Source organism: Streptomyces sp. R33 (assembly GCF_041200175.1).
GTDB lineage: Bacteria > Actinomycetota > Actinomycetes > Streptomycetales > Streptomycetaceae > Streptomyces > Streptomyces katrae_B.
This window is the reverse complement of sequence record NZ_CP165727.1, coordinates 5,971,576-5,996,103: the sequence shown is the minus strand read 5'-3', so window position 1 is coordinate 5,996,103 and position 24,528 is coordinate 5,971,576. Positions and strand designations below refer to the sequence as shown.

The following is a 24,528-nucleotide window of genomic DNA, read 5'->3' as shown; positions in this document are numbered from 1 at the left end:
AGGTTTCGCCGCATGGGTCATCAGGGCAGCCGCAGCGAGCGGCAGATCAGTTCCGTATTCCTCGGGATCGCCGCCGTCATGGCGGTCACCGGGTGGGCCGTGTGGACGGGGTACTCGACGAGCACCGGGCTCGCCGTGTTCCTCTTCGTGACCTCGGCCTGGATCGTCTCCCTGTGCCTGCACGAGTACGCGCACGCCCGCACGGCCCTGCACAGCGGCGACCTCACGGTCGGGGCCAAGGGCTACCTGACGCTGAACCCGCTGAAGTACACGCACGCGCTGCTCAGCATCATCCTGCCGGTGATCTTCGTGATCATGGGCGGGCTGGGCCTGCCCGGCGGCGCCGTGTACATCGAGCGGGACCGGATCCAGGGCCGCTGGAAGCACAGCCTGATCTCTGCGGCGGGCCCGCTGACCAACGTGGCCTTCGCGATCGTCTGCACGGCGCCGTTCTGGCTGGACGCCCTCGACGGCGTCCCGCTGCCGTTCCGCTTCGCGCTCGCGTTCCTCGCGCTGCTCCAGGTCTCGGCGGCGATCCTGAACTTCCTGCCGGTCCCGGGCCTGGACGGCTACGGGATCATCGAGCCCTGGCTCTCGTACCGGATCCGCCGCGAGGTCGCGCCGCTGGCGCCGTTCGGGCTGATCGCCGTCTTCGCGCTGCTGTGGATCCCGGAGGTCAACGGGTTCTTCTTCGACGTGGTGCGCGATCTGCTGGCCTCGCTGGGCGTGTCGGACCTGGAGACCTACTGCGGCCGCGACCTCTACCGCTTCTGGCAGGACGCGAACGGCTTCTGCGCGGTCCCGCAGTAGGCGGCTAGCCCGCGGAGCGGGCTGCCTTCTCGGCCTTCGCCTTGCGCAGGTAGTACCAGGCCATGTTGGACGTGAGCCCGGCCAGCAGCACCCAGACGATCCCCAGGAAGCTGCCCTCCACGAAGGCGACCACGGCCGCGGCCACGGACAGCACGCAGACGACGATGGCGAACACGGCAAGGCGGGGCATGGGGAACAGCTCCTCGGCGACACGGAACGGGGTCGAGCCCCTCCAGTGTCCCCCATGCACTGCAGTGCTCCCGTAAAGCCCCGCGCCCTCCGCTTCCGACCCTTTTTCGCCGTTCCCCAACCTCCCACGCACCACGCCGCTACGGTTCCCCTTCTACCAGGGGGTGGTGGCCCACCTCGGCCCCGTCGAGGCGCGCGTCGGCAGCCGCCGCTGACCAGGTCCGCCCTGGGCCCGGCGGGCGGCCGCCGGGCGGAGAGGCGGCGGCTCAGACGTCCGTGATGCGCAGGCCCGTGTGGGCCTTGTAGCGGCGGTTGGCGGAGATCAGGTTGGCGACCAGGGACTCCACCTGGTGGGCGTTGCGCAGGCGGCCCGCGAAGACCCCGCGCATGCCCGGGATACGGCCGGCCAGGGCCTGCACGATGTCCGTGTCGGCGCGGGATTCGCCGAGGACCATCACGTCGGTGTCGATCTCCTCGACGGACTCGTCCTGGAGCAGGACCGCCGAGAGGTGGTGGAAGGCGGCCGTCACCCGGGAGTCGGGGAGCAGGGCCGCGGCCTGCTGGGCCGCGCTGCCCTCTTCGACGTGGAGGGCGTACGCGCCCTGCTTGTCGAAGCCCAGCGGGTTGACGCAGTCCACCACGAGCTTGCCCACGAGGTCCTCGCGGAGGGCTTCGAGGGTCTTGGCGTGGCCCTCCCACGGCACCGCGATGATCACGATGTCGCTGCGGCGCGCGCACTCGGCGTTGTCCGCGCCCTCCACGCCGAGGCCCAGTTCGTCGGCGGCGCTCTGCGCGCGGTCGGCGGCGCGGGAGCCGATGATCACCTTCTGGCCCGCCCGGGCGAGCCGGTAGGCCAGGCCCCGGCCCTGGTCGCCGGTGCCGCCGAGGACGCCGACGACGAGGCCGGAGACGTCCGGCAGGTCCCACGGGTCCTTGGCCGGCGCCGTCGCGGGGGAAGTCTGAGTGCTGTCTGAGGAGGTCATGGGGGCGAGGGTAATGCCGGGACCCGCAGAGTCGAACGGGAACGGGGCTGCGCCCGGCCGGGCCAAGCGGGGCGAAGCGCTCCCGTATGTCCCTTCCATGCGGCAGGATGCCGATATGGACGCCGTGAGGGTCGCGCTGCTGCGCGAGGTGCTCGCCGGTACGCAGTGGCCCGGTGCCGCGCGCCGCTTCGCGGGATCGCTGCGGAGCTCCGTCTCGCCGGCCGGCGGGAACCTGCTGCTGGTGGGGACCGAGCAGTACGAGCCCTGGCACCTGGCGGCGCACCTGGTGGACGAGGCCGCCTGGTCGGGACTGCCGGAGCTGGCGCCCACGCTCGTACGCCACCGCGTGCTGCCCGGGCAGCCGGCGCACCTGTCGGTGGGGCTGGGCCGGCTGGAGGCGGCCCGGCGCGGGCACACCCTGCTGGTGGTGGCGCCGGAGCAGCCGGGGGCGGGGCTGCTGGAGCGGGTGCACGACGCCCGGCGCGCGGGGGCGACCGTACTGTCCCTGGACGGCGGCGATCCGGATCTCGCCGCGCTCGCGCACGACGCCCTGTCCGTACGGGAAGGGGCCGGCGAGCTGGACCTGGACACCGTGCAGCACCTGGTCAGCGCGGCGGCCGGGGAGAACGGCCTGCCGGTGCGGCGCGGGCCGCGACGGCTGCGGGACCGGCTGGCGCGCCTGGCCGACCAGCTGACCGCGCCGCCGCCCAGCCGCTGGTAGGCCCCACGAGCCCCTGGAGCCCCCGGAGCCCTGACGGCCGACGGGCCCTACGGCCCTACGGGGCGGCCGTGCCCTCGTCCTCGTCGCGGGACTTGTCGTTCCACTTGGGGTCGTTCTGCCATTCGAGATTGCGTTCCTCGGCGGTCTCCATGGCGTGGGCGGCCTCCTCCGGCGAGGCGTACGGGCCGAAACGGTCCTTCGCCGGGCACTCCGGGCCTTCCTCGACCTTGTGGTGGACCAGGCAGTAGTACCACTCGCCGGGTTTGCCCACCTGACGCTTCTTGAACAGGGCCATCGTCCTCGGGCTCCTCTCGATACCTCTCGATCCCGCTCTCTGCCGCCATGCTGCCCCATCCCCGCTGGATACACTCGCTTGCATGTCTGGCCAGTCGCTGCTCGTACCAGGCGAGCTCTCTCCCGCCCGTTCCGTTCCCGGAAACATCCGCCGGCCCGAGTACGTGGGCAGGCCCGCGCCCACTCCGTACACCGGACCGGAGGTGCAGTCGGCCGCGACCATCGAGGCCATGCGCATCGCCGGCCGGATCGCCGCACAGGCGATGGAAGAGGCCGCCAAGCTGATCGCCCCGGGGGTGACCACCGACGAGCTGGACCGGGTCGCGCACGAGTACATGTGCGACCACGGCGCCTACCCGTCGACGCTGGGCTACCGGGGCTTCCCGAAGTCCCTGTGCTCCTCGGTCAACGAGGTCATCTGCCACGGCATCCCCGACTCCACCGTCCTGCGCGACGGCGACATCGTGAACCTCGACGTCACCGCGTTCATCGGCGGCGTGCACGGCGACAACAACGCCACCTACCTGTGCGGCGAGGTGGACGAGGAGTCGCGGCTGCTCGTGGAGCGCACCCGCGAGGCCCTGAACCGGGCGATCAAGGCCGTCAAGCCGGGCCGCCAGATCAACGTGATCGGCCGGGTCATCGAGTCGTACGCGAAGCGCTTCGGCTACGGCGTGGTCCGGGACTTCACCGGGCACGGCATCAACTCGTCCTTCCACTCCGGGCTGATCATCCCGCACTACGACAGCCCGCACGCCACGACGGTCATCGAGCCCGGGATGACCTTCACGATCGAGCCGATGCTGACCCTGGGCACGCACGAGTACGACATGTGGGCCGACGGCTGGACCGTCGTGACGAAGGACCGCAAGCGCACCGCGCAGTTCGAGCACACACTGGTCGTGACGGACACGGGAGCCGAGATCCTCACCCTGCCGTAGGAGCCGGAAAGCCGGAGCCCCGGCGGAGAATCTTCGCCGGGGGTGTTTTACCGACACCGCGTCGGGAAGACATTGACTTAGGTAAGCCTAAGCACGAGGATCGGGCGTGGCGGACGTGCCGTCACGCCCGGCGGCGCCGCCCGTCTCCTCGTCCCGTCTCCGGAGGATTGTCTTGGACGCCTTCTCTACGGTCATCCGTGTCGCGTCGCACGAGCAGCACACCGAGGCCGAGACCTCGACCTTCATGAGCGACCTGCTCGGCGGCCGGCTCGGGGTGGACGCGTACACGCGCTACACCGAGCAGCTGTGGTTCGTGTACCGGGCCCTGGAAGACGCGGCCGAATCCCTGAAGGACGACCCGGTGGCCGGCCCGTTCATACGGCCCGAGCTGATGCGCGTCGCCGAGATCGAGCGCGACCTGGCACACCTGCGCGGGCCGTCCTGGCGCGAGACGCTGATCGCACTGCCCGCCACCGAGGCGTACGCGGCCCGCGTGGCGCAGTGCGCGGCCACCTGGCCCGGCGGGTACGTCGCCCACCACTACACCCGCTACCTGGGCGACCTCTCCGGCGGCCAGATCATCCGCGACAAGGCGGAGCGGACGTGGGGCTTCACGCGCAAGGGCGACGGTGTCCGGTTCTACGTCTTCGCGGAGATCAACAACCCCGCGGCCTTCAAGCGGACCTACCGCGAGCTGCTGGACGCGATCGCCGCGGACGACCTGGAGAAGCAGCGCATCATCGACGAGTGCAAGCGCGCCTTCGACTTCAACGGCGCGGTCTTCCGCGAGCTGGGCCGGGAGTTCCCGCTGAGCGCCTGACGCGCCCCGGTCTCCACGGCGTACGCATCTATTCGGTCCGCGCCTCGGGCAGTTTCGCGAAGCGGACGCGGCCGCCGATCTCGACGGTGCCGTCCGGGCCGGGCGCGGTGAGGATCTGGGAGCCCGCGCCCTGGGTGATGTTCAGGGCGCGGTTCAGCTGGGCGGTCAGCAGTATCGCGGCCGACCCGGTGGCCTCGTCCTCGGCGATGACCCCGTCGGGGCGGCGCGGGAAGCCGCGGGCCCTGATGCGGCCCGCGGCCTCGTCCTCCCAGGCCCAGGCGTACAGCCAGCCCTCGCCGGGCGGCGGCGCGGGCAGCGCGTCGACCTCGGCGGGGCTCGCGTACTGCTCGGTGCGCTTGCCCTCGACCCACTCGGGGAGGGCCGTGATCCAGGTGAACTCCCCGTCGTCACGGGCCCATACGGAGCCGGCGGGCGGCTGGAGCTCCTCGATGTCGAGCAGCCAGGCGACCCCGACCAGCGGATGGCCGGCGAAGGTCATCCGCGTCCCGGGCGTGCGGATGTCGACGACCCCGCGCTCGGGGTCGTCGACGAACACCGTCTCGCTGTAGCCGAGTTCGGCGGCCAGCGCCTGCCGCGACGCGTCGTCGGGGCAGGTCCGGCCGTCACGTACGACGCCGAGCAGGTTGCCGTACCGCCCGTCGCCCGCGCAGAAGACCTTGAGCACATCCAGATCGTTCACGCGAAAATTGAAACACGGTTCAGATCCGGACGGCGCGCCGCCTGCGTGCGAGGAAAACCGCTCCGGCGCCGGCCGCGACGGCCGCGCCGGAGGTGGCGAGCAGGGCTCCGGCCGGGAGTTCGGCACCGGTGCTGGCGAGGTTCCCGCCGACGGTGCCGGCTGCGGCCCCGGTACCGCCCGTGCCGCCCGCGGCGCCGGTGTTCGGGGTGGGGCCGCCCGTCGGGAGGGTGGCGCCCTTGTCCACCGCCACGGAGAGGGTGAGCGGGTCGACCGCGTCTCCGGCCTTGTACAGGGAGCCGGTGGTGTCGTTGGCGAAGGAGGCGGCGCCCTCGGCCGTGAACGCTGCCGCAACCGCGTTCAGCGCCAGTACGCCGTCCTTGGACTTGTAGTCCGTCTTCGACAGGTCGAGCGTGGCGAACGGGACGTCCGCCTTGCTGCCGGAGGCGTTCTTGACGTCCACGTAGAGGGTGCCGGTCTTGCCGGCCGCGGCGACGCGCGGGTTGGCGAAGGTCATGTCGATGCCGTGGGCCGCGTACTGGAAGCGGAGGCTCCCCTCGAAGGAGGCGTTCAGGGTCTGCTTCTTCGCGTCGAGTTCGCCCTTGCCGAGGGCGAAGTCGAAGAGGTCGCCGTTCTTGGCCGCGCCGCCGGCCGGGGTGATCGAGCCCGCGCCCAGGACGTACTTGCGGAAGGACTCCTTCACGCCCCAGGTCAGCTTGGCACTGAGGATCTTCTGCGGGCCGTCGGCCGGGGCCGTCGGCGTCGCGGAGGGCGTCGCCGACTTCGTCGGGGTCGGGGAGGGGGTCGCCGACTTCGTGGGGGTCGGGGAGGGGCTGGGCGGGGCGGGCTTCTCGAACTCCAGCTTCGCGGTCAGCGGGTCGCCGGCCTTGTTCTCGTACGAGGCCGAACCGAGCGCGTCCCCGGCCTCCTTGGTGAGGGTGGTCGCGAGGCCGTCCATCGACTGGCCGGCGAAGGCCACCGCGGCCAGCGGCACGTCCTGGGTCGTGGCGCTGCCCTTGGTGACGTCCGCGGTGAGCTTCTTGGTGCCGGTGTCGATGCGGAAGTCCGAGAGCTTGACCTCGAAGCCGTGGCCGGCCGGCGGGGCGGGCGAGGAGAAGGTGACGCTGCCCTTGAAGGCGGCCTTCACGACGTGGCCGGCGGCCGGCTCGTACTGCCCGGTCGGCTCGCCGAAGCGCAGGCTGCCGTCCTCGTTCTGCTTGGCGCCGTCCGCCACGGTGATGGTGCCCTTGGCCATGCCGGTCACGTAGGCGCGGTAGCCGGCGAGCACACCCCAGTCGAGGGTGCCGCCGACGATCTTCACAGGGCCGGCCGGGGCACCGTCCGCCGCGGTGGCGGGCAGGACGAGGGCGGTGGAGCCGAGCGCGGCGGCGGTGGCGACGGCGGCCGCGAGGGCGAGCGGACGGCGGTGGGACGAGGACATTGCGGGGGCCTCCTGAAAGGCGACGGGGGGTGGCTGAGGGAGTGAGGCGTAAGGGCTGTCGGGGCGGGCGCGTGGTCAGGGCCTGGGCTGCTGCGCGTCCGCGGACTCGGCGGGACCGTCCGGATCGGCCTGGCCGGGCGCGTCGGGCTGGCCGGGCTCGTCGGCCCGGCCGGGCTGGCCGCGCCCGTCGGGCGCGTCGGGCGCGTCGGCCTCCGTACGGCGGTTGCGGCGCAGCACGAGGTAGCCCGCGCCGCCGGCCAGGACCAGGACGGCCACCCCGAGGGCGGCGTACAGCCCGGCGTTCGAGGACTCCCCCTCCTTCGCGGCGGGAGCAGCGGACGTGCCGGGGGCCGCAGGCGCGGCGGGCGAGGCCGTGGAGCCCAGATCGGGCAGGGCCGGCAGCTTCGCAGTGGCGTCGAGCGCGACGGCGAGCGAGACGGGGTCCATCTCGGTGCCCGCCGCGTACAGAGAAGACACGGCCGTGGATGTGAAAGCCTGCGAGCCGCCCTCGGTGAGGGTGGCCGGGGCTTCGGTGAGAGTGACGAGTGCGCCGTCGGTCTTCAGCCCCTTGGCGTCGAACTCGACGAGCGCGACGGCGTTCTTCGTCTCGCTGCCGGTGGTGACGTCGGCGGACAGGACGCCCTTTCCGTTCTCCACCTTGACGCTCAGCCCGCCGAGCTTCAGGTCCAGATGGGCGCCGGTGAAGTGGACCGTGCCCGCGAAGGCGGCGTCGAGGGTTCCCTTCCGGCCGTCGTACGCGCCCTTGCCCTGCGGGAAGCGGAACAGCGCGCCGCCGTCCTGGGCTCCCTCGGCGAGGGTCCACTTGCCCTGCCCGATGGCCCCGGTGACGTACTCGCGGAACGTGCGCCGGACACCCCAGTCGACGGCGGCGTCGGCGAACGCGCCCTGGGCGGCCTGCGGATCCTGCGCCGGCTGCGAGGGCTGCGCCGACGGGCTCGCGGCCGGTGCGGTCTCGGCGGCCGGGGCGGCCTTGACGTCGGCGGAGAGCGAGACGGGGTCGAGCTGCGCGCCCGCCGAGTAGTAGCCCGCGAAGGCCTTGGCCCCCTGGTCGGTGAGGGTGGCCGGGATGCCGGTCAAGGCGATCGGGCTGCCGCCGCCCTTCGTGTTGACGCCGCCGAGGCCGAGGGCGGCGAAGGGCACCTGGGTCTGTGTGGTGACCGCGCCGGTGTCCTTGGCCTTGCTGGAGACGTCCGCGTAGAGGGTGCCGCTGCCGCCGTTGATCTTGACGGTCGGGCGGCTGACGGTCAGGTCCAGTTCGTACGAGCCGTCCGGCTTCTGGTGGCCCTGGAAGACGACGCCGCCGCTGAAGGCGGCCTCGAAGGCGCCGGTTTCCGGATCGTAGGAGCCGGTGGCCGAGTGGAAGCGGAACAGGCTGCCGCCGACGGTGGCGGCGCCGTTCTTCAGCTTGAAAGAGCCTTTCGCAACCGGGCCTGTGACATAACTCTGGAACGACGATTTGATGCCCCAGTCGAGCCGGCCCCCCTGCACGGTACGGCCGGCCGCATGGGCGGCAGTGGCCGGGAGCAGGGCGCACAACAGGGCCGCGAGGGCCGCCACCAGGGCGACTGCGGATGCGCGGGCGGGTCGCGAGGGCATGAATGCCCCTTCCGGGTCTGGTTAATAAGGTTAGGCTAACCTAAGCTACCTCCCGTCGGAGGGGAACCCCCGGCTCCCCGGAACCTCAGCCCGACCTCCAGCCGGACGATCAGGACGGTGCCTTCGTGCCTACGCCCGCCGCGCCAACCCGCGCCCCCCGCCGCGCCCTTGCCCTTGCGCTCACCTTCTCCGTCCTGGCACTGGCCGCCCTGACGGGCTGCGCGGGCACGTCCGCCGCCGGACCCGGGGCCGCCGCCCGGCCGGCCGCCGCGCCGGACCGGGTGGAGCCGCTCTCCCCGGCTCCACTGCCGGCGCTCCCGGTGACCGTGCCGTCGGCGGACGGCCGCCAGGTGACGGTCACCTCGGCGGAGCGGGTGGTCCCGCTGACGGGCAGCCTCAACGAGATCGTCCAGACCCTGGGCCTCGGCCCCCAGGTCGTCGCCCGCGACATCACGGCCACCTTCGAACAGGCCGCGCAGCTGCCGGTGGTGACCCGGGGTCATGACGTCTCGGCGGAGAGCGTGTTGTCGCTGCGCCCGACACTCGTGCTGGCCGAGACCACCTCCGGCCCGGCCGAGGCGATCCGGCAGATCCGCGACGCCGGCATCCCGTTGCTGGTCGTGGCCCCGGCCAAGTCGCTGGAGGACGTACCGAAGCGGATCGGGACGGTGGCCGGTGCGCTGGGCGTCAAGGACGCCGGAGTGCAGCTGAACCAGCGCACCGCGGAGCGGATCGCCGCGGCCCGCAAGGGCATCCCCGCCGATGCGGCCGGGAAGAAGCCGCGGGTGGCGTTCCTGTACCTGCGCGGCACCGCCTCCGTGTACCTGATGGGCGGCGCCGACTCGGGCGCGGCCCCGCTGCTCGAAGCGGCCGGCGCCGTGGACACGGGCAAGGAGTCGGGGCTCGGCAAGGACTTCACGCCGATCACGAGCGAGGCGCTGGCGGCTGCCGCGCCGGACGCGATCCTGGTGATGTCCAAGGGACTGGAGTCCGTGGGCGGCACGGACGGCCTGGTGAAGATCCCGGGCGTCGCGCAGACCCCGGCGGGGTTGGACCGGCGGGTCGTCACCGTCGACGACGGCGTGCTTCTCAATTACGGCCCGCGCACGGACCAGGTGCTGAGTTCGCTGATCTCCCAGCTGTACGGCAAGGCCTGACGTGGCCGGGCAGAACGCGAGTGCCGCGCCGCCGTCGGGCGCCGGCCCGCGACCCCCCGCGCCTCGAACGCCTGCGGGACCGGATCTGCCCCGGGCGGGCACCTCGCCCCGTCGGACCGGCGCCCTGCTGGTCGCCGGGCTCGTCGTCCTGCTCATCGGGCTCGCCCTGGTGTCCGCCGGAGTCGGGGCGTACGGGATTCCCGTCGGGGACGTGCTCGGCTCCGTGCAGCACCGGCTGGGGCTCGGCGGAGCCGCGCTCGACCGGGTCGGCGAGAGCGTGCTGTGGAACGTACGGCTCCCCCGGGTCATGCTCGCGCTGCTCGTCGGCGCGAGCCTGGGCTGCGCGGGGGCCCTGATGCAGGGGGTGTTCGGGAATCCGCTCGCCGAACCCGGCGTCATCGGGATCTCCGCGGGCGCCGCCGTGGGCGCGGTCGCCGCCATCGGCCTCGGGCTCGGCTTCCTCGGCAACTGGACCGTCACCGCCTGCGCGTTCGTCGCCGGGCTCGTGACCGTCGCCTCCGTCTACCTCCTCTCCCGCAACGGCGGCAGGACCGAGGTCGTCACCCTCATCCTCACGGGCATCGCCGTCAACGCCTTCGCGGGCGCCCTGATCGGTCTGTTCGTCTTCTTCGCGGACAGCGGCCAGGTCAACCAGATCACCTTCTGGCAGCTCGGCTCCCTCGCCCAGGCCACCTGGCCCAAGGTGCTCGCCGTCCTGCCCTGCGCGCTCGCCGGTCTGCTGGCCGCCCCCTTCTACGCCCGCAAGCTGGACCTGCTCTCGCTCGGCGAGCGGCCCGCCCGCCATCTCGGCGTGGACGTGGAGCGGCTGCGGCTCGCGCTCATCCTCGTCGTCGCGCTGCTCACCGCGGCGGCCGTCGCCGTGGCCGGCGTCATCACCTTCGTCGGGCTGCTCGTCCCGCACCTGCTGCGCATGGCGAACGGCCCCGGCCACCGCTTCCTGGTCCCGGGCAGCGCGCTGGCCGGCGCCGTGGTCCTGCTCGGGGGCGACCTGGCCGCCCGGACCGTCGCCCGGCCCGCCGAGCTGCCGCTCGGTGTGCTGACCGCCCTGATCGGCAGCCCGTTCTTCTTCTGGCTGCTGCGTCGCACCCGCCGCAGGCAAGGGGGCTGGGCATGACCATCCCGTTCCTGCGGCGCAGCGGACGCAGCATCCCCGCCCGGCCGTCCCCCGGCTCCGCCTTCGCCGAGGCCGTCGGCCTCCGTGTCCGGCTCGGCAAGCGCGCGGTGCTGGCCGGGATCGACCTGACCGCACGGGCCGGCGAGGTGCTGGCACTGGTCGGCCCGAACGGCGCCGGCAAGTCCACCCTGCTGGCCGCCCTCGCGGCCGATCTGCCCGCCGCCGAGGGCCTCGTACGGATCGACGGGCGCCCGGTGGACGAGTGGGCGGCCCCGGATCTGGCCCTGCGCCGGTCCGTACTCCCCCAGTCGGCGCAGATGTCCTTCCCCTTCCCCGTCGGGGACGTCGTACGGATGGGCCGCGCCCCCTGGGCCGGCACCCCGCTCGCCGACGCCGATGCGGAGGCGGTGGCCGCCGCCATGGCCGCGACGGAGGTGGCCGGTTTCGCCGCCCGCCCCTTCTCCGCGCTCTCCGGCGGCGAACGGGCCCGGGTCGCGCTGGCCCGCGTACTGGCCCAGCAGGCCCCGCTGTTGCTGCTCGACGAGCCGACCGCGGCCCTGGACCTGCGCCACCAGGAGCTGGTGCTGCGGATCTGCCGGGAGCGGGCCGCGGCCGGGGACGCGGTGGTGGTCGTCCTGCACGACCTGGGCCTGGCCGCCGCGTACGCGGACCGGGCCGCCGTTCTGCACGAGGGGCGGATCGCGGCGGACGGACCGCCGGCCGAGGTGTTCGGGGCCGATCTGCTGAGCCGGGTCTACCGGCAGACCGTCGAGGTCCTCCCGCATCCGCGTACCGGGGTTCCGCTTGTGATCCCCGTACGGGACGCGGCCCCTTCCGCCGTACCGAACGGTCACTTGGACTTGACTTCCACTTGACCTTCCCATGGGTTGGCCCTGAAGGCGCCGTGACGGCCCCGTGTCCGGCGGTCGTAGGTGTGGCCTGAATCACTGGACGCGCGGGCATGGGTCAGGTAAGCCTCGGTTAAGTTAGGTCCGCCTCACCGGCCGTCCCTTCTGATCGGGGCGGCCGTCTGCCGAACGCCAGACAGCCAGGAGCCCGCATGCGTCCCGCCCGCCTCACCGTCCTCACCGCGGTCGCCGCCGTGGCCGCGCTCACCGCAGTCACCGGCTGCGCCGAGAAGAGCGGCGCTGGCGACGGGGCCGTCAAGATCGCCGCCTCCGACAGCGCCTGCGAGGTCTCCAAGACGGAGTTCCCGGCCGGCAAGGTCACCCTCGAGGTCGAGAACAAGGGCTCCAAGGTCACCGAGGTCTACGTCCTCTTCCCGGACGACCGCATCGTCGCCGAGCGCGAGAACATCGGCCCCGGCACCAAGGCCTCCATCACCGCGGAGATCAAGGCCGGCGACTACGAGATCGCCTGCAAGCCCGGCATGAAGGGCGACGGCATCCGGCAGAAGGTCAAGGCCACGGGCAACGGCGCCGTCGAGAAGCGCAGCCCCGAGCTGGACGCCGCGGTCGCCGAGTACCGCAAGTACGTGCAGGAGCAGGCCGACCAGACCCTCCCGAAGGCGCAGGCCTTCGCGGACGCGGTCAAGGCCGGCGACGTCGAGGCCGCCAAGAAGGCGTACGCCGCGTCCCGCATCGGCTGGGAGCGCACCGAGCCGGTCGCCGAGTCCTTCGGCGACATCGACCCGAAGGTCGACGTCCGCGAGGACGGCCTGGAGGCCGGCCAGGACCCGGCGAAGGACTGGACCGGCTGGCACCGCCTGGAGAAGGCCCTGTGGGTCGACAACAAGATCGGCGACGACGAGAAGAAGCTCGCCGACACGCTGATCACCGACCTCACCGACTGGCAGAAGAAGGTCGGCCAGGCGGAGATCACCCCCACCTCGATGGCGAACGGTGCCAAGGAGCTGCTGGACGAGGTCGCCAGCGGCAAGGTCACCGGTGAGGAAGAGCGCTACAGCCACACCGACCTGGTCGACTTCAAGGCCAACGTCGAGGGCGCCCAGAAGGCGTACGAGCTGCTCAAGCCGGTCGCCGCGAAGAACGACCCGGCCCTGTCGGCGGAGCTGGACAAGCAGTTCGCCGCGATGAACACGCTGCTCGACAAGTACCGCGCCGACAAGAACGGCTACGAGTTCACGTCGTACGAGACCGTCGGCCCGGACCAGCGCAAGGAGCTCTCGGACGCGGTCAGCGCCCTCGGGGAGCCGCTGTCCAAGCTTGCCGCCGCAGTCGCCAAGTAACGCGGATCAGGGGTAACGGACATGTCTGACGACACCAACACCACCGGCGCGGCCACCGCGGACGCAGCCGGTGAGGCAACCGGCGGGCCTTCCCGCCGGGCCGTGCTCGGCTGGGGCGGTGCCGGGCTCGCGCTCGGCGCCGCGGCGGCGGGCGGTACGGTCGCCGCGCTCACCGACACCACGGACGCGGTTCCGGCTGCGCTCAGCGGCTCCGCCGTGCCGTTCCACGGCAAGCACCAGGCCGGTATCGCCACCGCCGTCCAGGACCGGCTGCACTTCGCCGCGTTCGACGTGAAGACGAAGGACCGTGCGGAGCTCGTCCAGCTCCTGAAGGACTGGACGCGGGCGGCCGAGCGGATGACCGCCGGACTCCCCGTCGGCGAGGGCGCGGTCGGCGGCCTGCCGCAGGCCCCGCCGGACGACACGGGCGAGGCGCTCGGCCTCAAGCCGTCCCGCCTCACCCTCACCGTCGGTTTCGGACCGGGCCTGTTCGCCAAGGACCGGTTCGGCCTGGAGGGCAGGCGCCCCGAGGCGCTGATCGACCTGGAGGCGTTCCCCGGCGACAACCTGGACCCGGCCAAGAGCGGCGGCGACCTCTGCGTGCAGGCCTGCGCCGACGACCCCCAGGTCGCCGTGCACGCCATCCGCCAGCTCGCCCGCATCGGCTTCGGCAAGACCGCGGTGCGCTGGTCCCAGCTCGGCTTCGGCAAGACCTCGTCCACCACCCCGGACGAGCAGACCCCGCGCAACATGATGGGCTTCAAGGACGGCACCCGGAACATCTCCGGCACCGACACCGCCGCCCTCGACAAGCACGTGTGGGTCGCGGACGAGGCCAAGGACGGCTCGGCGTGGATGGCCGGCGGCTCGTACCTGGTCGCCCGCCGCATCCGCATGAACATCGAGATCTGGGACCGCACTCCGCTCCAGGAGCAGGAGGACATCTTCGGCCGGGACAAGGCCGAGGGCGCGCCGGTCGGCAAGTCGAAGGAGCGCGACGAGCCGTTCCTGAAGGCGATGAAGCCGGAGGCGCACGTCCGCCTCGCGCACCCGGACACCAACAACGGTGCCACGATCCTGCGCCGCGGCTACTCGTTCACCGACGGCACGGACGGCCTGGGCCGGCTCGACGCGGGCCTGTTCTTCCTCGCCTACCAGCGGGACGTCCGCAAGGGCTTCGTCCCGATCCAGCGCAACCTGGCCAAGAGCGACGTGCTCAACGAGTACATCCAGCACGTCAGCTCGGCCGTCTTCGCCATCCCGCCGGGCGTCCGCGACAAGGACGACTGGTGGGGCCGGGCGCTGTTCGCGTAGTTCCGGCGGCACGGAAAGGAACCGACGTGTTCAGCAACTATCTGATCGGCCTGCGCGAGGGGCTCGAGGCCAGTCTGGTCGTCTGCATCCTCATCGCGTACCTGGTGAAGACCGGGAACAAGGACAAGCTGGGGCCGCTGTGGCTCGGCGTCGGCCTCGCGGCCGCGCTCAGCCTGGCCTTCGGCGCGGGGCTCGAATTCGGCACCTCGGAACTGACGTTCCAGGCGCAGGAGGCGATCGGCGGCAGCCTGTCGATCATCTCGGTGGGCCTCGTGACGTGGATGGTCTTCTGGATGAAGCGCACCGCGCGGCACATGAAGGCCGAGCTGCAGGGCAAGCTCGACGCGGCCCTCGCGATGGGCACGGGCGCCCTGGTGACGACGGCGTTCCTGGCCGTCGGCCGGGAGGGTCTGGAGACCTCGCTGTTCGTGTGGCGGTCGGTGCACGCGGCCGGGAACGGTGCGGGTCCGCTGGTGGGCGTGCTGCTCGGGATCGGTTCGTCGATCCTGCTGGGCTGGCTGTTCTACCGCGGCGCGCTGAAGATCAACCTGTCCAAGTTCTTCACCTGGACCGGCGGGATGCTGGTCGTGGTCGCCGCGGGCGTGCTCGCGTACGGGGTCCACGACCTCCAGGAGGCCGAGTTCCTGCCCGGCCTCATGAACAAGGCCTTCGACGTCACCTCGGCGGTCCCGCCGGACAGCTGGTACGGGACGCTGCTGAAGGGCACGTTCAACTTCCAGCCGGACCCGACCTGGCTCCAGGTCGCGGTGTGGCTGCTGTACCTGGTGCCGACGCTGCTCCTGTTCCTCGGGGTGCTCGGCCGTACGACGGCTGCGCCGGCTCCGGCGGAGGCGGTCTCCGCGGAGGCCGGGACCAGCAGCTCGTAAACCTGTGCAAGGGGCCCGGATCGGGATGATCCGGGCCCCTTCGGCATGTCGGCACCCGCACCGCGCGCGGGGCGGGCTCAGGCGATGCGGACCCCGCTGCCGCCCACCCGGACCCGGGGGTCGCCGGTGCGGAGTTCCACCGTCAGGACTCCGGGGCGGCCCATGTCCTCGCCCTGGCGGAGGGTGAGCACCGCGTCCGCCGGGGCCAGGCCCAGCTCGCGCGCGTACGCCCCGAAGGCGGCCGCGGCGGCTCCGGTCGCCGGGTCCTCGACGACGCCGCCGACCGGGAAGGGGTCCCGTACGTCGAACAGGTCCGGGCCCGCCCGGTGCACCAGCTGGACGGTGGTCAGGTCCAGGCGATGCATGAGCGCCTCGAGCCGGGGGAAGTCGTACGCGAGGTCCGCGAGCCGGGCCCGGGTGGCGGCGCCGAGCACCAGGTGGCGGTTTCCGGCGTAGGCGATCCGGGGCGGGATGGCCGGGTCCAGGTCGGCCTCCGGCCAGTCCAGCGCGGCCAGCGCCTCGGCGAGGTCGGCCGGGTCGACGTCCTCGACGTGCGGTTCGACGCTGGTCAGGACGGCCCGCAGGCCGCCCTCCGCGTCCCCGGTGACCGACACCGGCACCGTGCCCGCGGGAGTCGCGAAGACCAGCTCGCCCGGCCCGATCCGCTCGCCCAGCGCGACGGCGGTGGCCACGGTGGCGTGCCCGCAGAACGGGACCTCCGCCTTCGGGCTGAAGTAACGCACGGTGAAGGCCCGTCCGGCCTCCCCGCCGAGGCCCTCCGGCGGGGCGGTGAGGAAGGCCGTCTCGCTGTAGCCCAGCTCGGCGGCGATGCCCAGCATGTCGGCCTCGTCGAGCCCGGTCGCATCGAGGACGACCCCGGCGGGATTGCCGCCTGCCGGGTCGTCGGAGAAGGCGGTGTAACGCAGCACCTCAGTCATGATCACTCCAACTCCCGTCCCCGCGCCCGCATTCCCGTGGCTCCGGCAGGCCCGTCCGGCCGGCACCGGCCGCCGGATCAGCCGCGCCCGATGTACGGCATCGTCGTCGCCATCACCGTCGCGAACTGCACGTTCGCCTCCAGCGGCAGATCCGCCATGTGCAGCACCGTGCGCGCCACGTCGGCGGCGTCCATCACCGGCTCCACCGCCAGCTGCCCGTTCGCCTGGAGGATCCCGGTCTGCATCCGCTCGGTCATCTCGGTGGCCGCGTTGCCGATGTCGATCTGCCCGCAGGCGATCCGGTACGGGCGCCCGTCCAGCGAGAGCGACTTCGTCAGGCCCGTCATCGCGTGCTTGGTCGCGGTGTAGGCGACCGAGTTCGGCCGCGGCACGTGCGCGGAGATCGAGCCGTTGTTGATGATCCGGCCGCCCTGCGGGTCCTGTGCCTTCATCTGGCGGAATGCCGCCTGCGCGCACAGGAAGGACCCGGTCAGGTTGACGTCGACCACCGAGCGCCAGGCCTCGTACGTGAGGTCCTCCAGCGGGACCCCGCCCGGGCCGAAGGTCCCGGCGTTGTTGAACAGGAGGTCGAGGCGCCCGTAGTGCTCGCGGACCGCGGCGAACAGCGCGGCCACGTCCTGCGGATCGCTCACGTCCGCCCGTACGCACAGCACGTCCGCGCCGGCTCCGGCCGCCTTCGCCGTCTCCTCCAGCGGTTCGGTCCGGCGGCCGGCCACGGCAACCGACCAGCTGGCGGCGGCCAGGGTCAGGGCCACTGAGCGGCCGATGCCGGAGCCCGCTCCGGTGACCAGGGCGATCTTCTTCCCACTTGCGTTCATGGGGCCGCAGGGTACGTCACATGTCGCATCGCTCCACGGACGTTCCGACAGCTGAGAGCATGGGTCGGTCGGGGGTGTGAAAAGACGACGAAAAGACTGGAGTTCCGCATGCCGGAGAGAGGCCCCGCGACGGCCCCCTCGCACGAGCCGTCGCCCGAGACGCCCTCCGCACCGCAGACCGCTTCCGCGCAGCAGACCGTTTCCGCACCGCAGACCGCTTCCGCACCGCTCACGGCTGCCCGCCGTACCGGACTGCTCGTCACTTTCATACTCGGCGGGCTCAGCGCCCTCCCCCCGCTGTCCATGGACATGTACCTGCCGGCCCTGCCGGAGGTCACGGACGCCCTGGACAGCCCGGCGGCCACCATCCAGGTCACCCTCACCGCATGCCTCGCCGGCATGGCGCTGGGCCAGCTCGTCATCGGCCCGATGAGCGACAAGTGGGGCCGCCGCCGGCCCCTGCTGACCGGCATGGTCGTCTACGTCCTCGCCACCGCGATCTGCGCGCTCGCCCCGACCGCCGAGCTGCTGATCGGCTTCCGGCTGCTCCAGGGCCTGGCCGGATCGGCCGCGGTCGTCATCGCCCGGGCCGTCGTGCGCGACCTGTACGACGGGGTCGAGATGGCCCGGTTCTTCTCCACACTGATGCTCATATCCGGCGTGGCCCCGGTCGTCGCCCCGCTCATCGGCGGCCAGGTGCTCCGCTTCTCCGACTGGCGCGGGGTGTTCGTGGTCCTCACGGCCGTCGGCGCCCTGCTCACCCTCGTCGTCTGGCGCAGCCTCGGCGAGACCCTGCCGCCGGAGCAGCGGCAGACCGGCGGCGTGGGCTCCGCACTGCGGACCATGCGAGGGCTGCTCGCCGACCGGGTCTTCGCCGGGTACACCCTGGCCGGCGGCTTCGCCTTCGCCACGCTCTTCTCGTACATCTCCGCCTCGCCCTTCGTCGTGCAGGAGATCTACGGGGCTTCGCCGCAGGCCTTCAGCCTGCTGTTCGGCCTCAACTCGGTCGGCCTGATCGCCGCCGGGCAGGTCAACGGGAAGCTGCTGGTCGGCCGGGTCCGCCTGGACAAGGTGCTGGCGGGCGGGATCGCCGTCATCACCGCCGCCTCGGTGGCGCTGCTGCTGATGGCGGCCGGGGTGTTCGGGGAGGTCGGGCTGGTCCCGATCGCCGCCGCGCTGTTCGTGCTGATGTCGGCGATGGGCGTGGTGCTGCCGAACACCAACGCGCTGGCGCTGATGCGCACCCCGCACGCGGCCGGGTCGGCCTCGGCGCTGCTGGGCACCTCCTCCTTCCTGGTCGGGGCGATCGCCTCGCCTCTGGTCGGGATCGCGGGCGAGGGCACGGCGGTGCCGATGGCGGTGGTCCAGCTGGTCTGCTCGCTGCTGGCGGCCGCCTGCTTCGCCGGCATGTGCCGGCCCTGGCAGAACCGGGAGTCCGCAGTCTGAGCGCAGGGGCGGGGCGGGAGCCCGGGCGGCCCTCCCGACGGCGTCCGGGATGTTCCGGGCGCCGTAAACTTCCCAGGTGAACGCCTCCGCTTCCGCCTCCGTCCCGACCACCGCCGCAACCCTCCGGTCCGCGCTGGGCGGGCTGCTCGACGGGCTCCCGCCGAAGCAGGCCACCGCCGCCGTCGAGCGGCTGATCGCCAACTACCGCGGCCGGACCCCGACCGACGCGCCCGTCCTGCGCGACCGCTCCGACGTGGCGGCGTACGCGGCGTACCGGATGCCGGCCACGTTCGAGGCCGTACGGTCCGCCCTGGACGCGCTCGCCGAGGCCGCGCCGCAGTGGTCCCCGGCCTCCCACGTCGACGTGGGAGGCGGCACGGGCGCGGCGACCTGGGCGGTGGACGCCGTCTGGGACGGCCCGCGCGGCACCACGGTCCTGGACTGGGCGGAGCCGGCGCTGGCCCTCGGCAAGGAGCTCGCGGCGTCCTCCGGCTCGGAGGTGCTGCGCGCCGCCGAGTGGCGGCGGGCCGTCATCGGATCCGGGCTGGCCCTGCCCGATGCGGACCTCGTGACGGTGTCGTACGTACTCGGCGAGCTCACGCCGGAGGCCCGCCGGGCCGTGGTCGCCGAGGCGGCCCGCGCCGGGCAGGCCGTGGTGCTGATCGAGCCGGGCACGCCCGAGGGGTACCTGCGCATCCGCGAGGCCCGCGACCAGCTGATCGGAGCCGGGCTGAAGGTCGCCGCCCCGTGCCCGCACGACGGCACCTGCCCGATCGAGGTCGGGCAGGACTGGTGCCACTTCTCGGCGCGGGTCAGCCGGTCCTCCCTGCACCGGCAGGTCAAGGGCGGGTCCCTCCCGTACGAGGACGAGAAGTTCAGCTACGTGGCCGCCACCCGCTTCCCGGTGGAGCCGGCCCCCTCCCGGATCACGCGGAGGCCGCAGATCCGCAAGGGGCTCGTCCTGCTGGACCTGTGCGGTCCGCAGGGCGAGGGCCTGACCCGGGTCAACGTGACCAAGCGCCACGGTGACCTGTACAAGGCGGCGCGGGACGCCGACTGGGGCCAGGAGTGGCCGCCGGCGGCCACCTCGTAACCGGCCCGCGGCGCTACATCCGCAGCTCCTGGGTGCAGCACTTCACGCTGCCGCCGCCCTTGAGCAGCTCGCCCAGGTCCATCGGGATCGGCTCGAAGCCCCGGTCCCGCAGGGGTGCGAACAGCCCGGTCGCCGCCTGCGGGAGCAGGACGTGCCGGCCGTCCGAGACGGCGTTCAGGCCGAGGGCCATCGCGTCCTCGTCGCCGGCGATCAGCGCGTCCGGGAACAGCCGCCCGAGCACCGCCCGGCTGCCGGCCGAGAAGGCCGGCGGGTAGTACATGACCTCGTCGCCGTCGAGCACGCACAGCGCCGTGTCCAGGTGGTAGTACCGCGGGTCCACCAGGTCGAGGCCGATGACCGGCCGGCCGAAGAACTCCTGCGCCTCGTCGTGCGAGAGCGGGCTGGAGCGGAAGCCCCGGCCGGCCAGGATGTAGCTGGCGGTGACGGCGAAATCGCCCTCGCCCTCGTTGACATGGGACGGCTCGTGGACGTGCTCGAAGCCGTGGGACCGGAACCAGTCCAGGTGGATCTCCGCCTCGGCGGCGCGCTCCGGGTAGGCGAACCGGGCGCCGAGCACCCGGCCGTCGACGACGAGGGCGCCGTTCGCGGCGAAGACCATGTCGGGCAGCCCGGGGTCCGGTACGAGCGTCTCGACGGTGTGGCCGAGGGAGCGGTAGCGGTCCCGGAGGTCTTCCCACTGGGCGTGTGCGAGGGGCAGGTCCACCGGTTTCGTGGGGTCCATCCACGGGTTGATGGAGTACGTGACCTTGAAGTGTGCGGGTGGGCACATCAAGTAGCGCCGGGGTGTGGCGACTCTGCGCAAAGAAGGCTCCTCACGGCTCACGAGAGATGTCGAGAGAATCGTCTCTCCTCAAGGGAAACCGCGCAGTGAACTGATTGGGTGGTTTACGGAATGACACAAAGACGAGACGTCCCGCGTTGATAATTTGTCCGAATGAACAGCAGAACGTCCGATGGCAGAGCCCCTGACCCCGCCCGCCGCAGCGACCGCTCCCGGCGGGCCATCCTCGACGCGGCGCTCGCCCTGGTCGGAGAGGTCGGCTACGACAAGCTGACCATCGAGGCCATCGCCGCCCGCGCGGGCGTCGGCAAGCAGACCATCTACCGGTGGTGGCCGTCGAAGGCGGCGGTCCTGCTGGACGCCTCGCTCGCCCTCTTCGGGGACGCGGAGACCGAGGCCGGCTGGTCGGGCTTCCCGGACACCGGGGACCTCGCGGCAGACCTCAAGCTGGTGCTGCGGATGACGGTGGACCAGTTCAACGACGAGAAGTACGACGCCCCCACCCGCGCCCTGACCGCCGCCGGGGCGACCGACCCGCAGCTGGGCGCCCGCTTCACCGAGCAACTGCTGGAGCCGCAGCTCGCCCTGTACGAGGAACGGCTGCGCGCGGCCCGGGAGGCCGGGCAGCTCGCGGCGGACGTGGACCTGCGCCTGACGGTGGAGATGCTGGTCGGGCCGCTGACGTACCGCTGGCTGCTGCGGACGGCGCCGCTGACGCACGCTTATGCGGACGCACTGGTGGACCGGGTGCTGGGCGGGGTGGCGAAGGTCACCGAGGGCTGACGGGCCGGCGTCCACCCGGGGACAATTGGCCGAATTTCACGGCTATGTGACGGTATTCCGCCTACTCATCGGCGTACAGCCGGCACCTCTCCCCCACCCCCCGGTTGGGGAGAGCGGTCACCCGGACCGCAGGATGGTGGGACCATGTGAGGGTCTGCCGGGGAAACGGTGAGGTGAGGGGATAGATGGGGTCTGAGTCCGGCCGCGTCAAACGCGGCGAGCAGAGCAGGATTTCCCAGTGGCTGCGCCGGCGGCCCAAACCCTCCCCCGAAGATCCCGAGCGCGCACGCGAGGCCCTGCTGCTGGCCGTGGCCGCCGCGGGCCTGCCGCTCGCCCCCGCCGCCCACCCCGCCGGCTACCGGTGTTCGTGCGAGCGGATCGGCTGTCCCACGCCCGCGCGGCACCCCCTCTCCTTCGCCTGGCAGACGCAGTCGACGACCGACCGCGCGCAGATCGAACGCTGGGCGCGCAACCAGCCCCAGGCGAACTTCGTCACCGCGACGGGCATGGTCCACGACGTGCTGGACGTCCCGCTCGAGGCCGGCGCGAGCGCGCTGGCCCGCCTGCTGGCGGCGGGCGTCGAGGTCGGACCGGTCGCGGAATCGGGCGGTACGGGCGACCAGGCCCGGATGCTCTTCTTCACGGCGACGCGCGGCACCCCCGAGGACGAGGACGAGTGGTGGCCGTGCGAGCTGGACTGCCACCCGGAGACGATGGACGAGCACCCGGGCCTGCGCTGGCACTGCCGCGGCAGCTACGTCCTGGTCCCCCCGGCCGCCCTTCCCGGTGACCTGGCGGTGACCTGGATCCGCGGCATGGAGCACCCGCTCCCGGACCCCCTGACCCTCCTGGAAACCCTGACGGACGCCTGCGCCACGTACGCGGTCGCGTCCGACCGGACCCCGTCGGCAGCCTGGCCCCTGAGCCGCTGACCCGGCGGGCCGGAACCCGGACCGGCGGGGGTCAGTGGATCTGGGTGACCACCACGTCCAGGGACCAGGCCTTGGACGGCTTGGCCGGGGGTTCGGCCTCCACCGTGTAGCCCAGGTCGCGCAGCGCCGTGACCAGGTCCGCCGGGGTCGAGGGGACGGCCCCGGCCACGAGCAGCTCCCGCACCAGCCGGCCCTTCGTCGCCTTGTTGAAGTGGCTCACCACCGACCGCTTCTCCACCCCGTCCACCACCTGCGAGTGCAGCACCCGCACCGTCGCCGTCCGCCCCGCCACCTCGCCCTTGGGCTTCCACGCCGACCCGTACGCCGACGACCGCAGGTCCAGCACCAGCCCGTCCCCCGCCGCAGCCGGCATCACCGCCGCCATCGGCTCCCGCCAGTACGCCCCCAGCGCACCCAGCCCCGGCAGCTTCACGCCCATCGAGCAGCGGTACGAGGGGATCCGGTCCGTCACCCGCACCGCACCCCACAGCCCCGAGAACACCAGCAGCGACCGCTCCGCCAGCGCCCGCGCGCCCGCCGGCAGGTCCGCCAGGCCCAGCGCGTCGTACAGCACGCCGGTGTAGATCTCCCCCGCCGGCCGGGCCACCGCCGACCGCAGCCCGGCGTTCTTCGCCACCTCGCCGCGCAGCCCCTCGCTCAGGCCGAGCACCTCGCGGGCCTTCAGCTCGTCCCCCGCACACAACTCGACCAGTTCCGCCAGCACGGCCGCCCGCGCCTCGGCCAGTCCGGGCAGCGACAGCGTCTCCGGCGACAGGGGCGCGCCGGAGCCGCCGGCGGCCTTTCCCTCGGACGGCGGCAGCAGCACGAGCACGGTGGTTCTCCTTCAGTACGACACGGCGCAGGGGGTGCGGCCCCCGAGCCAGGGTAAGGCTCTCGCCGTGCCGCCCCGAGCCACCGGCCCTACGCTCGACCCATGCCACGCCGTCATATGCACATGACCGGACCGGACGGGGCCGCCCTGCGGGCCGCGCTGCGTGAGCTGCGGGCCGGCCTGGGCGTGCCCGGGGAGTTTCCGGCCCCCGTGCTCGCCGAGGCCGAGCAGGCGGTCCGCAGTCCGCGACTCCCGGACCTCGACGCCACCGGCGTCCCCCTGTTCACCATCGACCCGCCGGCCTCCCGCGACCTGGACCAGGCCATGCACCTGGCGAAGCGCCCGAACGGCAGCGGCTACCGCGTGCACTACGCCATCGCCGACGTCGCCGCGTTCGTCACCCCCGGCGGCGCCCTCGACGCCGAGGCACACCGCCGCGTCACCACCCTCTACTTCCCCGACGGCAAGGTCCCCCTGCATCCGGCCGTGCTCTCGGAAGGCGCGGCCAGCCTGCTGCCCGGCCAGACCCGCCCGGCGCTGCTGTGGCGGTTCGACCTGGACTCCGCCGGCCGCGTGGAGACCACCGAGGTCCGCCGCGCCCTGGTCCGCAGCCGGGCCAGGCTGGACTACGACGGCGTCCAGCAGGCCATCGACTCCGGGACCGCCGAGGAACCCGTCGCCCTCCTCGAGGACATCGGCCGGCTCCGCGAAACGCTGGAGCAGGAGCGCGGCGGCGTCTCGCTGAACGTGCCCGAGCAGGAGATCGTCGCGCGGGACGGCTCGTACAGCCTCACCTACCGGGCCCCGCTCCCGGCGGACGGCTGGAACGCGCAGATCTCCCTGATGACCGGCATGGCCGCCGCCGACCTCATGCTCGCCGCCGGCGCCGGCATCCTGCGCACCCTCCCCAGCGCCCCCGACGGGGCGGTCGGCCGGCTGCGGCGCACCGCCACCGCCCTGCGGATCGACTGGCCGCACCACATGCCGTACGCAGAACTCGTGCGCACCCTGGACCCCCACCTCCCCGCCCACGCCGCGTTCCTCCAGGAGTGCACGGCCCTCCTGCGCGGGGCGGGCTACACCGTCTTCACCGGCGGCGCGACCCCGGACCCCGTCCTGCACGCCGCGGTGGCGGCCCCGTACGCGCACTGCACCGCCCCGCTGCGCCGGCTCGTCGACCGGTACTCCGGCGAGCTGTGCGTGGCGGCGGTGGCGGGGGCCGAGCCCCCGCCGTGGGCGCTGTCCGCACTGGACGCCCTCCCGCAGCGGATGGCCGACGGGAGCAAGCTGGCCAACACGGCAGAGCGGGAGTGCGTGGACCTCGTCGAGGCGGCCCTGCTGAAGGACCACGTCGGCGAGACCTTCGAGGCGACCGTGATCGACGTCAAGGACCACGAACCGCAGGTGGGCACGGTCCACCTGGAGGAGCCGGCGGTGGTCGGCCGCGTCGAATCGCCGTCCGCGCACCTGCCGCTGGGCGACCGCATCCGGGTCCGGCTGACGGAGGCCGACCCGGGCCGGGCGAAGGTGCTGTTCGCCCCGGCATGACGGGACGGGGCGACGTGCCCGGCTCCGCCGACTGCTTCGGATCGCCCGCCGGCTATGGCCCGCCCGCTCGCCGCCTGTCATCATCTGCGCAGCAGGTGGG

At 72.8% G+C, this 24,528-nt stretch carries 25 protein-coding genes; 15 read left to right on the top strand and 10 right to left on the bottom strand.

Annotation, left to right across the window (positions count from 1 at the left end):
• The first annotated feature begins 12 nt into the window (after positions 1-12).
• Complete coding sequence (locus tag AB5J51_RS27660) at positions 13-810, top strand: site-2 protease family protein (protein ID WP_053785058.1); 798 nt, start codon at positions 13-15, stop codon at positions 808-810.
• A gap of 4 nt (positions 811-814) precedes the next feature.
• Here AB5J51_RS27660 and AB5J51_RS27655 read toward each other — a convergent pair whose 3' ends face one another.
• On the bottom strand, positions 815-1,000 hold the full coding sequence (locus AB5J51_RS27655; RefSeq protein ID WP_030291561.1) for a hypothetical protein: 186 nt from the start codon (positions 998-1,000) through the stop codon (positions 815-817).
• Positions 1,001-1,265: 265 nt separating this feature from the next.
• A complete protein-coding gene (gene npdG / locus AB5J51_RS27650; RefSeq protein ID WP_369778923.1) occupies positions 1,266-1,982 on the bottom strand; it encodes an NADPH-dependent F420 reductase in 717 nt (238 codons plus the stop codon).
• Positions 1,983-2,097: 115 nt separating this feature from the next.
• On the opposite strand from npdG, the gene AB5J51_RS27645 reads away from it, so the two are divergent.
• Positions 2,098-2,703: a hypothetical protein gene (locus AB5J51_RS27645; RefSeq protein WP_136224522.1), complete on the top strand. Its 606-nt coding sequence runs from the start codon at positions 2,098-2,100 to the stop codon at positions 2,701-2,703.
• A 55-nt stretch (positions 2,704-2,758) separates the two neighbouring features.
• Here AB5J51_RS27645 and AB5J51_RS27640 read toward each other — a convergent pair whose 3' ends face one another.
• Positions 2,759-2,998, bottom strand: coding sequence for a hypothetical protein (locus AB5J51_RS27640; protein ID WP_053785055.1), 240 nt, complete (start codon positions 2,996-2,998; stop codon positions 2,759-2,761).
• A gap of 82 nt (positions 2,999-3,080) precedes the next feature.
• Here AB5J51_RS27640 and map point away from each other — a divergent pair, with 82 nt between their 5' ends.
• Both map and AB5J51_RS27630 read left to right on the top strand, forming a co-directional pair.
• On the top strand, positions 3,081-3,938 hold the full coding sequence (gene map / locus AB5J51_RS27635) for a type I methionyl aminopeptidase (RefSeq protein WP_030291553.1): 858 nt from the start codon (positions 3,081-3,083) through the stop codon (positions 3,936-3,938).
• A 172-nt stretch (positions 3,939-4,110) separates the two neighbouring features.
• Complete coding sequence (locus AB5J51_RS27630; protein WP_136224521.1) at positions 4,111-4,758, top strand: heme oxygenase (biliverdin-producing); 648 nt, start codon at positions 4,111-4,113, stop codon at positions 4,756-4,758.
• Between the two features lie 28 nt (positions 4,759-4,786).
• Here the strand turns inward: AB5J51_RS27630 and AB5J51_RS27625 are convergent, their stop codons facing one another.
• From AB5J51_RS27625 to AB5J51_RS27615, 3 genes are all read right to left on the bottom strand, one after another.
• Positions 4,787-5,458, bottom strand: coding sequence for a PhzF family phenazine biosynthesis protein (locus tag AB5J51_RS27625; protein ID WP_053785053.1), 672 nt, complete (start codon positions 5,456-5,458; stop codon positions 4,787-4,789).
• Positions 5,459-5,477: 19 nt separating this feature from the next.
• The gene (locus tag AB5J51_RS27620) at positions 5,478-6,896 is read right to left on the bottom strand and encodes an HtaA domain-containing protein (protein ID WP_369778922.1); all 1,419 of its coding nucleotides are present in this window, start codon (positions 6,894-6,896) and stop codon (positions 5,478-5,480) included.
• A gap of 75 nt (positions 6,897-6,971) precedes the next feature.
• The gene (locus tag AB5J51_RS27615; protein WP_369778921.1) at positions 6,972-8,513 is read right to left on the bottom strand and encodes an HtaA domain-containing protein; all 1,542 of its coding nucleotides are present in this window, start codon (positions 8,511-8,513) and stop codon (positions 6,972-6,974) included.
• Positions 8,514-8,638: 125 nt separating this feature from the next.
• Between AB5J51_RS27615 and AB5J51_RS27610 the strand changes: the two genes are divergently transcribed.
• The 6 genes from AB5J51_RS27610 (at position 8,639) to efeU (ending at position 15,215) form a co-directional block, all read left to right on the top strand.
• Entirely contained in the window at positions 8,639-9,670 is a 1,032-nt protein-coding gene (locus AB5J51_RS27610) for a hemin ABC transporter substrate-binding protein (RefSeq protein WP_369778920.1), read from the top strand.
• A gap of 85 nt (positions 9,671-9,755) precedes the next feature.
• Positions 9,756-10,805, top strand: a complete 1,050-nt coding sequence (locus tag AB5J51_RS27605; RefSeq protein WP_369780327.1) for a FecCD family ABC transporter permease — start codon at positions 9,756-9,758, stop codon at positions 10,803-10,805.
• Complete coding sequence (locus tag AB5J51_RS27600) at positions 10,802-11,680, top strand: heme ABC transporter ATP-binding protein (protein ID WP_369778919.1); 879 nt, start codon at positions 10,802-10,804, stop codon at positions 11,678-11,680. The genes AB5J51_RS27605 and AB5J51_RS27600 overlap by 4 nt, the downstream gene beginning before the upstream one ends.
• Positions 11,681-11,865: 185 nt before the next feature.
• Positions 11,866-13,014, top strand: coding sequence for an iron uptake system protein EfeO (gene efeO / locus AB5J51_RS27595; RefSeq protein ID WP_053785049.1), 1,149 nt, complete (start codon positions 11,866-11,868; stop codon positions 13,012-13,014).
• 21 nt (positions 13,015-13,035) lie between these two features.
• Positions 13,036-14,328 (top strand): iron uptake transporter deferrochelatase/peroxidase subunit, encoded by a 1,293-nt coding sequence (gene efeB / locus AB5J51_RS27590; RefSeq protein ID WP_133898192.1) that lies wholly within the window; start codon positions 13,036-13,038, stop codon positions 14,326-14,328.
• A 26-nt stretch (positions 14,329-14,354) separates the two neighbouring features.
• On the top strand, positions 14,355-15,215 hold the full coding sequence (gene efeU, locus AB5J51_RS27585; RefSeq protein ID WP_133898191.1) for an iron uptake transporter permease EfeU: 861 nt from the start codon (positions 14,355-14,357) through the stop codon (positions 15,213-15,215).
• 77 nt (positions 15,216-15,292) lie between these two features.
• Here the strand turns inward: efeU and AB5J51_RS27580 are convergent, their stop codons facing one another.
• Positions 15,293-16,153: a PhzF family phenazine biosynthesis protein gene (locus AB5J51_RS27580; protein ID WP_369778918.1), complete on the bottom strand. Its 861-nt coding sequence runs from the start codon at positions 16,151-16,153 to the stop codon at positions 15,293-15,295.
• Positions 16,154-16,230: 77 nt separating this feature from the next.
• A complete protein-coding gene (locus tag AB5J51_RS27575; RefSeq protein ID WP_369778917.1) occupies positions 16,231-16,992 on the bottom strand; it encodes an SDR family oxidoreductase in 762 nt (253 codons plus the stop codon).
• Between the two features lie 108 nt (positions 16,993-17,100).
• On the opposite strand from AB5J51_RS27575, the gene AB5J51_RS27570 reads away from it, so the two are divergent.
• Together AB5J51_RS27570 and AB5J51_RS27565 are read left to right on the top strand one after the other, a co-directional pair.
• Positions 17,101-18,438 (top strand): Bcr/CflA family multidrug efflux MFS transporter, encoded by a 1,338-nt coding sequence (locus AB5J51_RS27570; protein ID WP_136226768.1) that lies wholly within the window; start codon positions 17,101-17,103, stop codon positions 18,436-18,438.
• A 76-nt stretch (positions 18,439-18,514) separates the two neighbouring features.
• Positions 18,515-19,531, top strand: coding sequence for a small ribosomal subunit Rsm22 family protein (locus tag AB5J51_RS27565; RefSeq protein ID WP_053785044.1), 1,017 nt, complete (start codon positions 18,515-18,517; stop codon positions 19,529-19,531).
• Between the two features lie 13 nt (positions 19,532-19,544).
• Here the strand turns inward: AB5J51_RS27565 and ddaH are convergent, their stop codons facing one another.
• Complete coding sequence (gene ddaH / locus AB5J51_RS27560) at positions 19,545-20,375, bottom strand: dimethylargininase (RefSeq protein WP_346766497.1); 831 nt, start codon at positions 20,373-20,375, stop codon at positions 19,545-19,547.
• A gap of 111 nt (positions 20,376-20,486) precedes the next feature.
• On the opposite strand from ddaH, the gene AB5J51_RS27555 reads away from it, so the two are divergent.
• Both AB5J51_RS27555 and AB5J51_RS27550 read left to right on the top strand, forming a co-directional pair.
• On the top strand, positions 20,487-21,116 hold the full coding sequence (locus AB5J51_RS27555) for a TetR/AcrR family transcriptional regulator (RefSeq protein ID WP_053785042.1): 630 nt from the start codon (positions 20,487-20,489) through the stop codon (positions 21,114-21,116).
• A gap of 185 nt (positions 21,117-21,301) precedes the next feature.
• Positions 21,302-22,048: a bifunctional DNA primase/polymerase gene (locus tag AB5J51_RS27550; protein ID WP_053785041.1), complete on the top strand. Its 747-nt coding sequence runs from the start codon at positions 21,302-21,304 to the stop codon at positions 22,046-22,048.
• A gap of 31 nt (positions 22,049-22,079) precedes the next feature.
• Here the strand turns inward: AB5J51_RS27550 and yaaA are convergent, their stop codons facing one another.
• Positions 22,080-22,880 (bottom strand): peroxide stress protein YaaA, encoded by an 801-nt coding sequence (gene yaaA / locus AB5J51_RS27545; protein ID WP_136226765.1) that lies wholly within the window; start codon positions 22,878-22,880, stop codon positions 22,080-22,082.
• 102 nt (positions 22,881-22,982) lie between these two features.
• Between yaaA and AB5J51_RS27540 the strand changes: the two genes are divergently transcribed.
• Positions 22,983-24,428: an RNB domain-containing ribonuclease gene (locus AB5J51_RS27540; RefSeq protein ID WP_369778916.1), complete on the top strand. Its 1,446-nt coding sequence runs from the start codon at positions 22,983-22,985 to the stop codon at positions 24,426-24,428.
• Positions 24,429-24,528 lie beyond the last annotated feature (100 nt).

Coding starts and splice junctions, on each gene's coding strand:
- efeB (WP_133898192.1), top strand. CDS start 13,036: ATGTCTGACGACACCAACACCACCGGCGCGGCCACCGCGGACGCAGCC.
- AB5J51_RS27555 (WP_053785042.1), top strand. CDS start 20,487: ATGAACAGCAGAACGTCCGATGGCAGAGCCCCTGACCCCGCCCGCCGC.
- map (WP_030291553.1), top strand. CDS start 3,081: ATGTCTGGCCAGTCGCTGCTCGTACCAGGCGAGCTCTCTCCCGCCCGT.
- npdG (WP_369778923.1), bottom strand. CDS start 1,982: ATGACCTCCTCAGACAGCACTCAGACTTCCCCCGCGACGGCGCCGGCC.
- AB5J51_RS27600 (WP_369778919.1), top strand. CDS start 10,802: ATGACCATCCCGTTCCTGCGGCGCAGCGGACGCAGCATCCCCGCCCGG.
- AB5J51_RS27540 (WP_369778916.1), top strand. CDS start 22,983: ATGCCACGCCGTCATATGCACATGACCGGACCGGACGGGGCCGCCCTG.
- AB5J51_RS27640 (WP_053785055.1), bottom strand. CDS start 2,998: ATGGCCCTGTTCAAGAAGCGTCAGGTGGGCAAACCCGGCGAGTGGTAC.
- AB5J51_RS27580 (WP_369778918.1), bottom strand. CDS start 16,153: ATGACTGAGGTGCTGCGTTACACCGCCTTCTCCGACGACCCGGCAGGC.
- AB5J51_RS27550 (WP_053785041.1), top strand. CDS start 21,302: ATGGGGTCTGAGTCCGGCCGCGTCAAACGCGGCGAGCAGAGCAGGATT.
- AB5J51_RS27575 (WP_369778917.1), bottom strand. CDS start 16,992: ATGAACGCAAGTGGGAAGAAGATCGCCCTGGTCACCGGAGCGGGCTCC.
- efeO (WP_053785049.1), top strand. CDS start 11,866: ATGCGTCCCGCCCGCCTCACCGTCCTCACCGCGGTCGCCGCCGTGGCC.
- AB5J51_RS27620 (WP_369778922.1), bottom strand. CDS start 6,896: ATGTCCTCGTCCCACCGCCGTCCGCTCGCCCTCGCGGCCGCCGTCGCC.
- AB5J51_RS27655 (WP_030291561.1), bottom strand. CDS start 1,000: ATGCCCCGCCTTGCCGTGTTCGCCATCGTCGTCTGCGTGCTGTCCGTG.
- AB5J51_RS27660 (WP_053785058.1), top strand. CDS start 13: ATGGGTCATCAGGGCAGCCGCAGCGAGCGGCAGATCAGTTCCGTATTC.
- AB5J51_RS27615 (WP_369778921.1), bottom strand. CDS start 8,513: ATGCCCTCGCGACCCGCCCGCGCATCCGCAGTCGCCCTGGTGGCGGCC.
- AB5J51_RS27570 (WP_136226768.1), top strand. CDS start 17,101: ATGCCGGAGAGAGGCCCCGCGACGGCCCCCTCGCACGAGCCGTCGCCC.
- AB5J51_RS27645 (WP_136224522.1), top strand. CDS start 2,098: ATGGACGCCGTGAGGGTCGCGCTGCTGCGCGAGGTGCTCGCCGGTACG.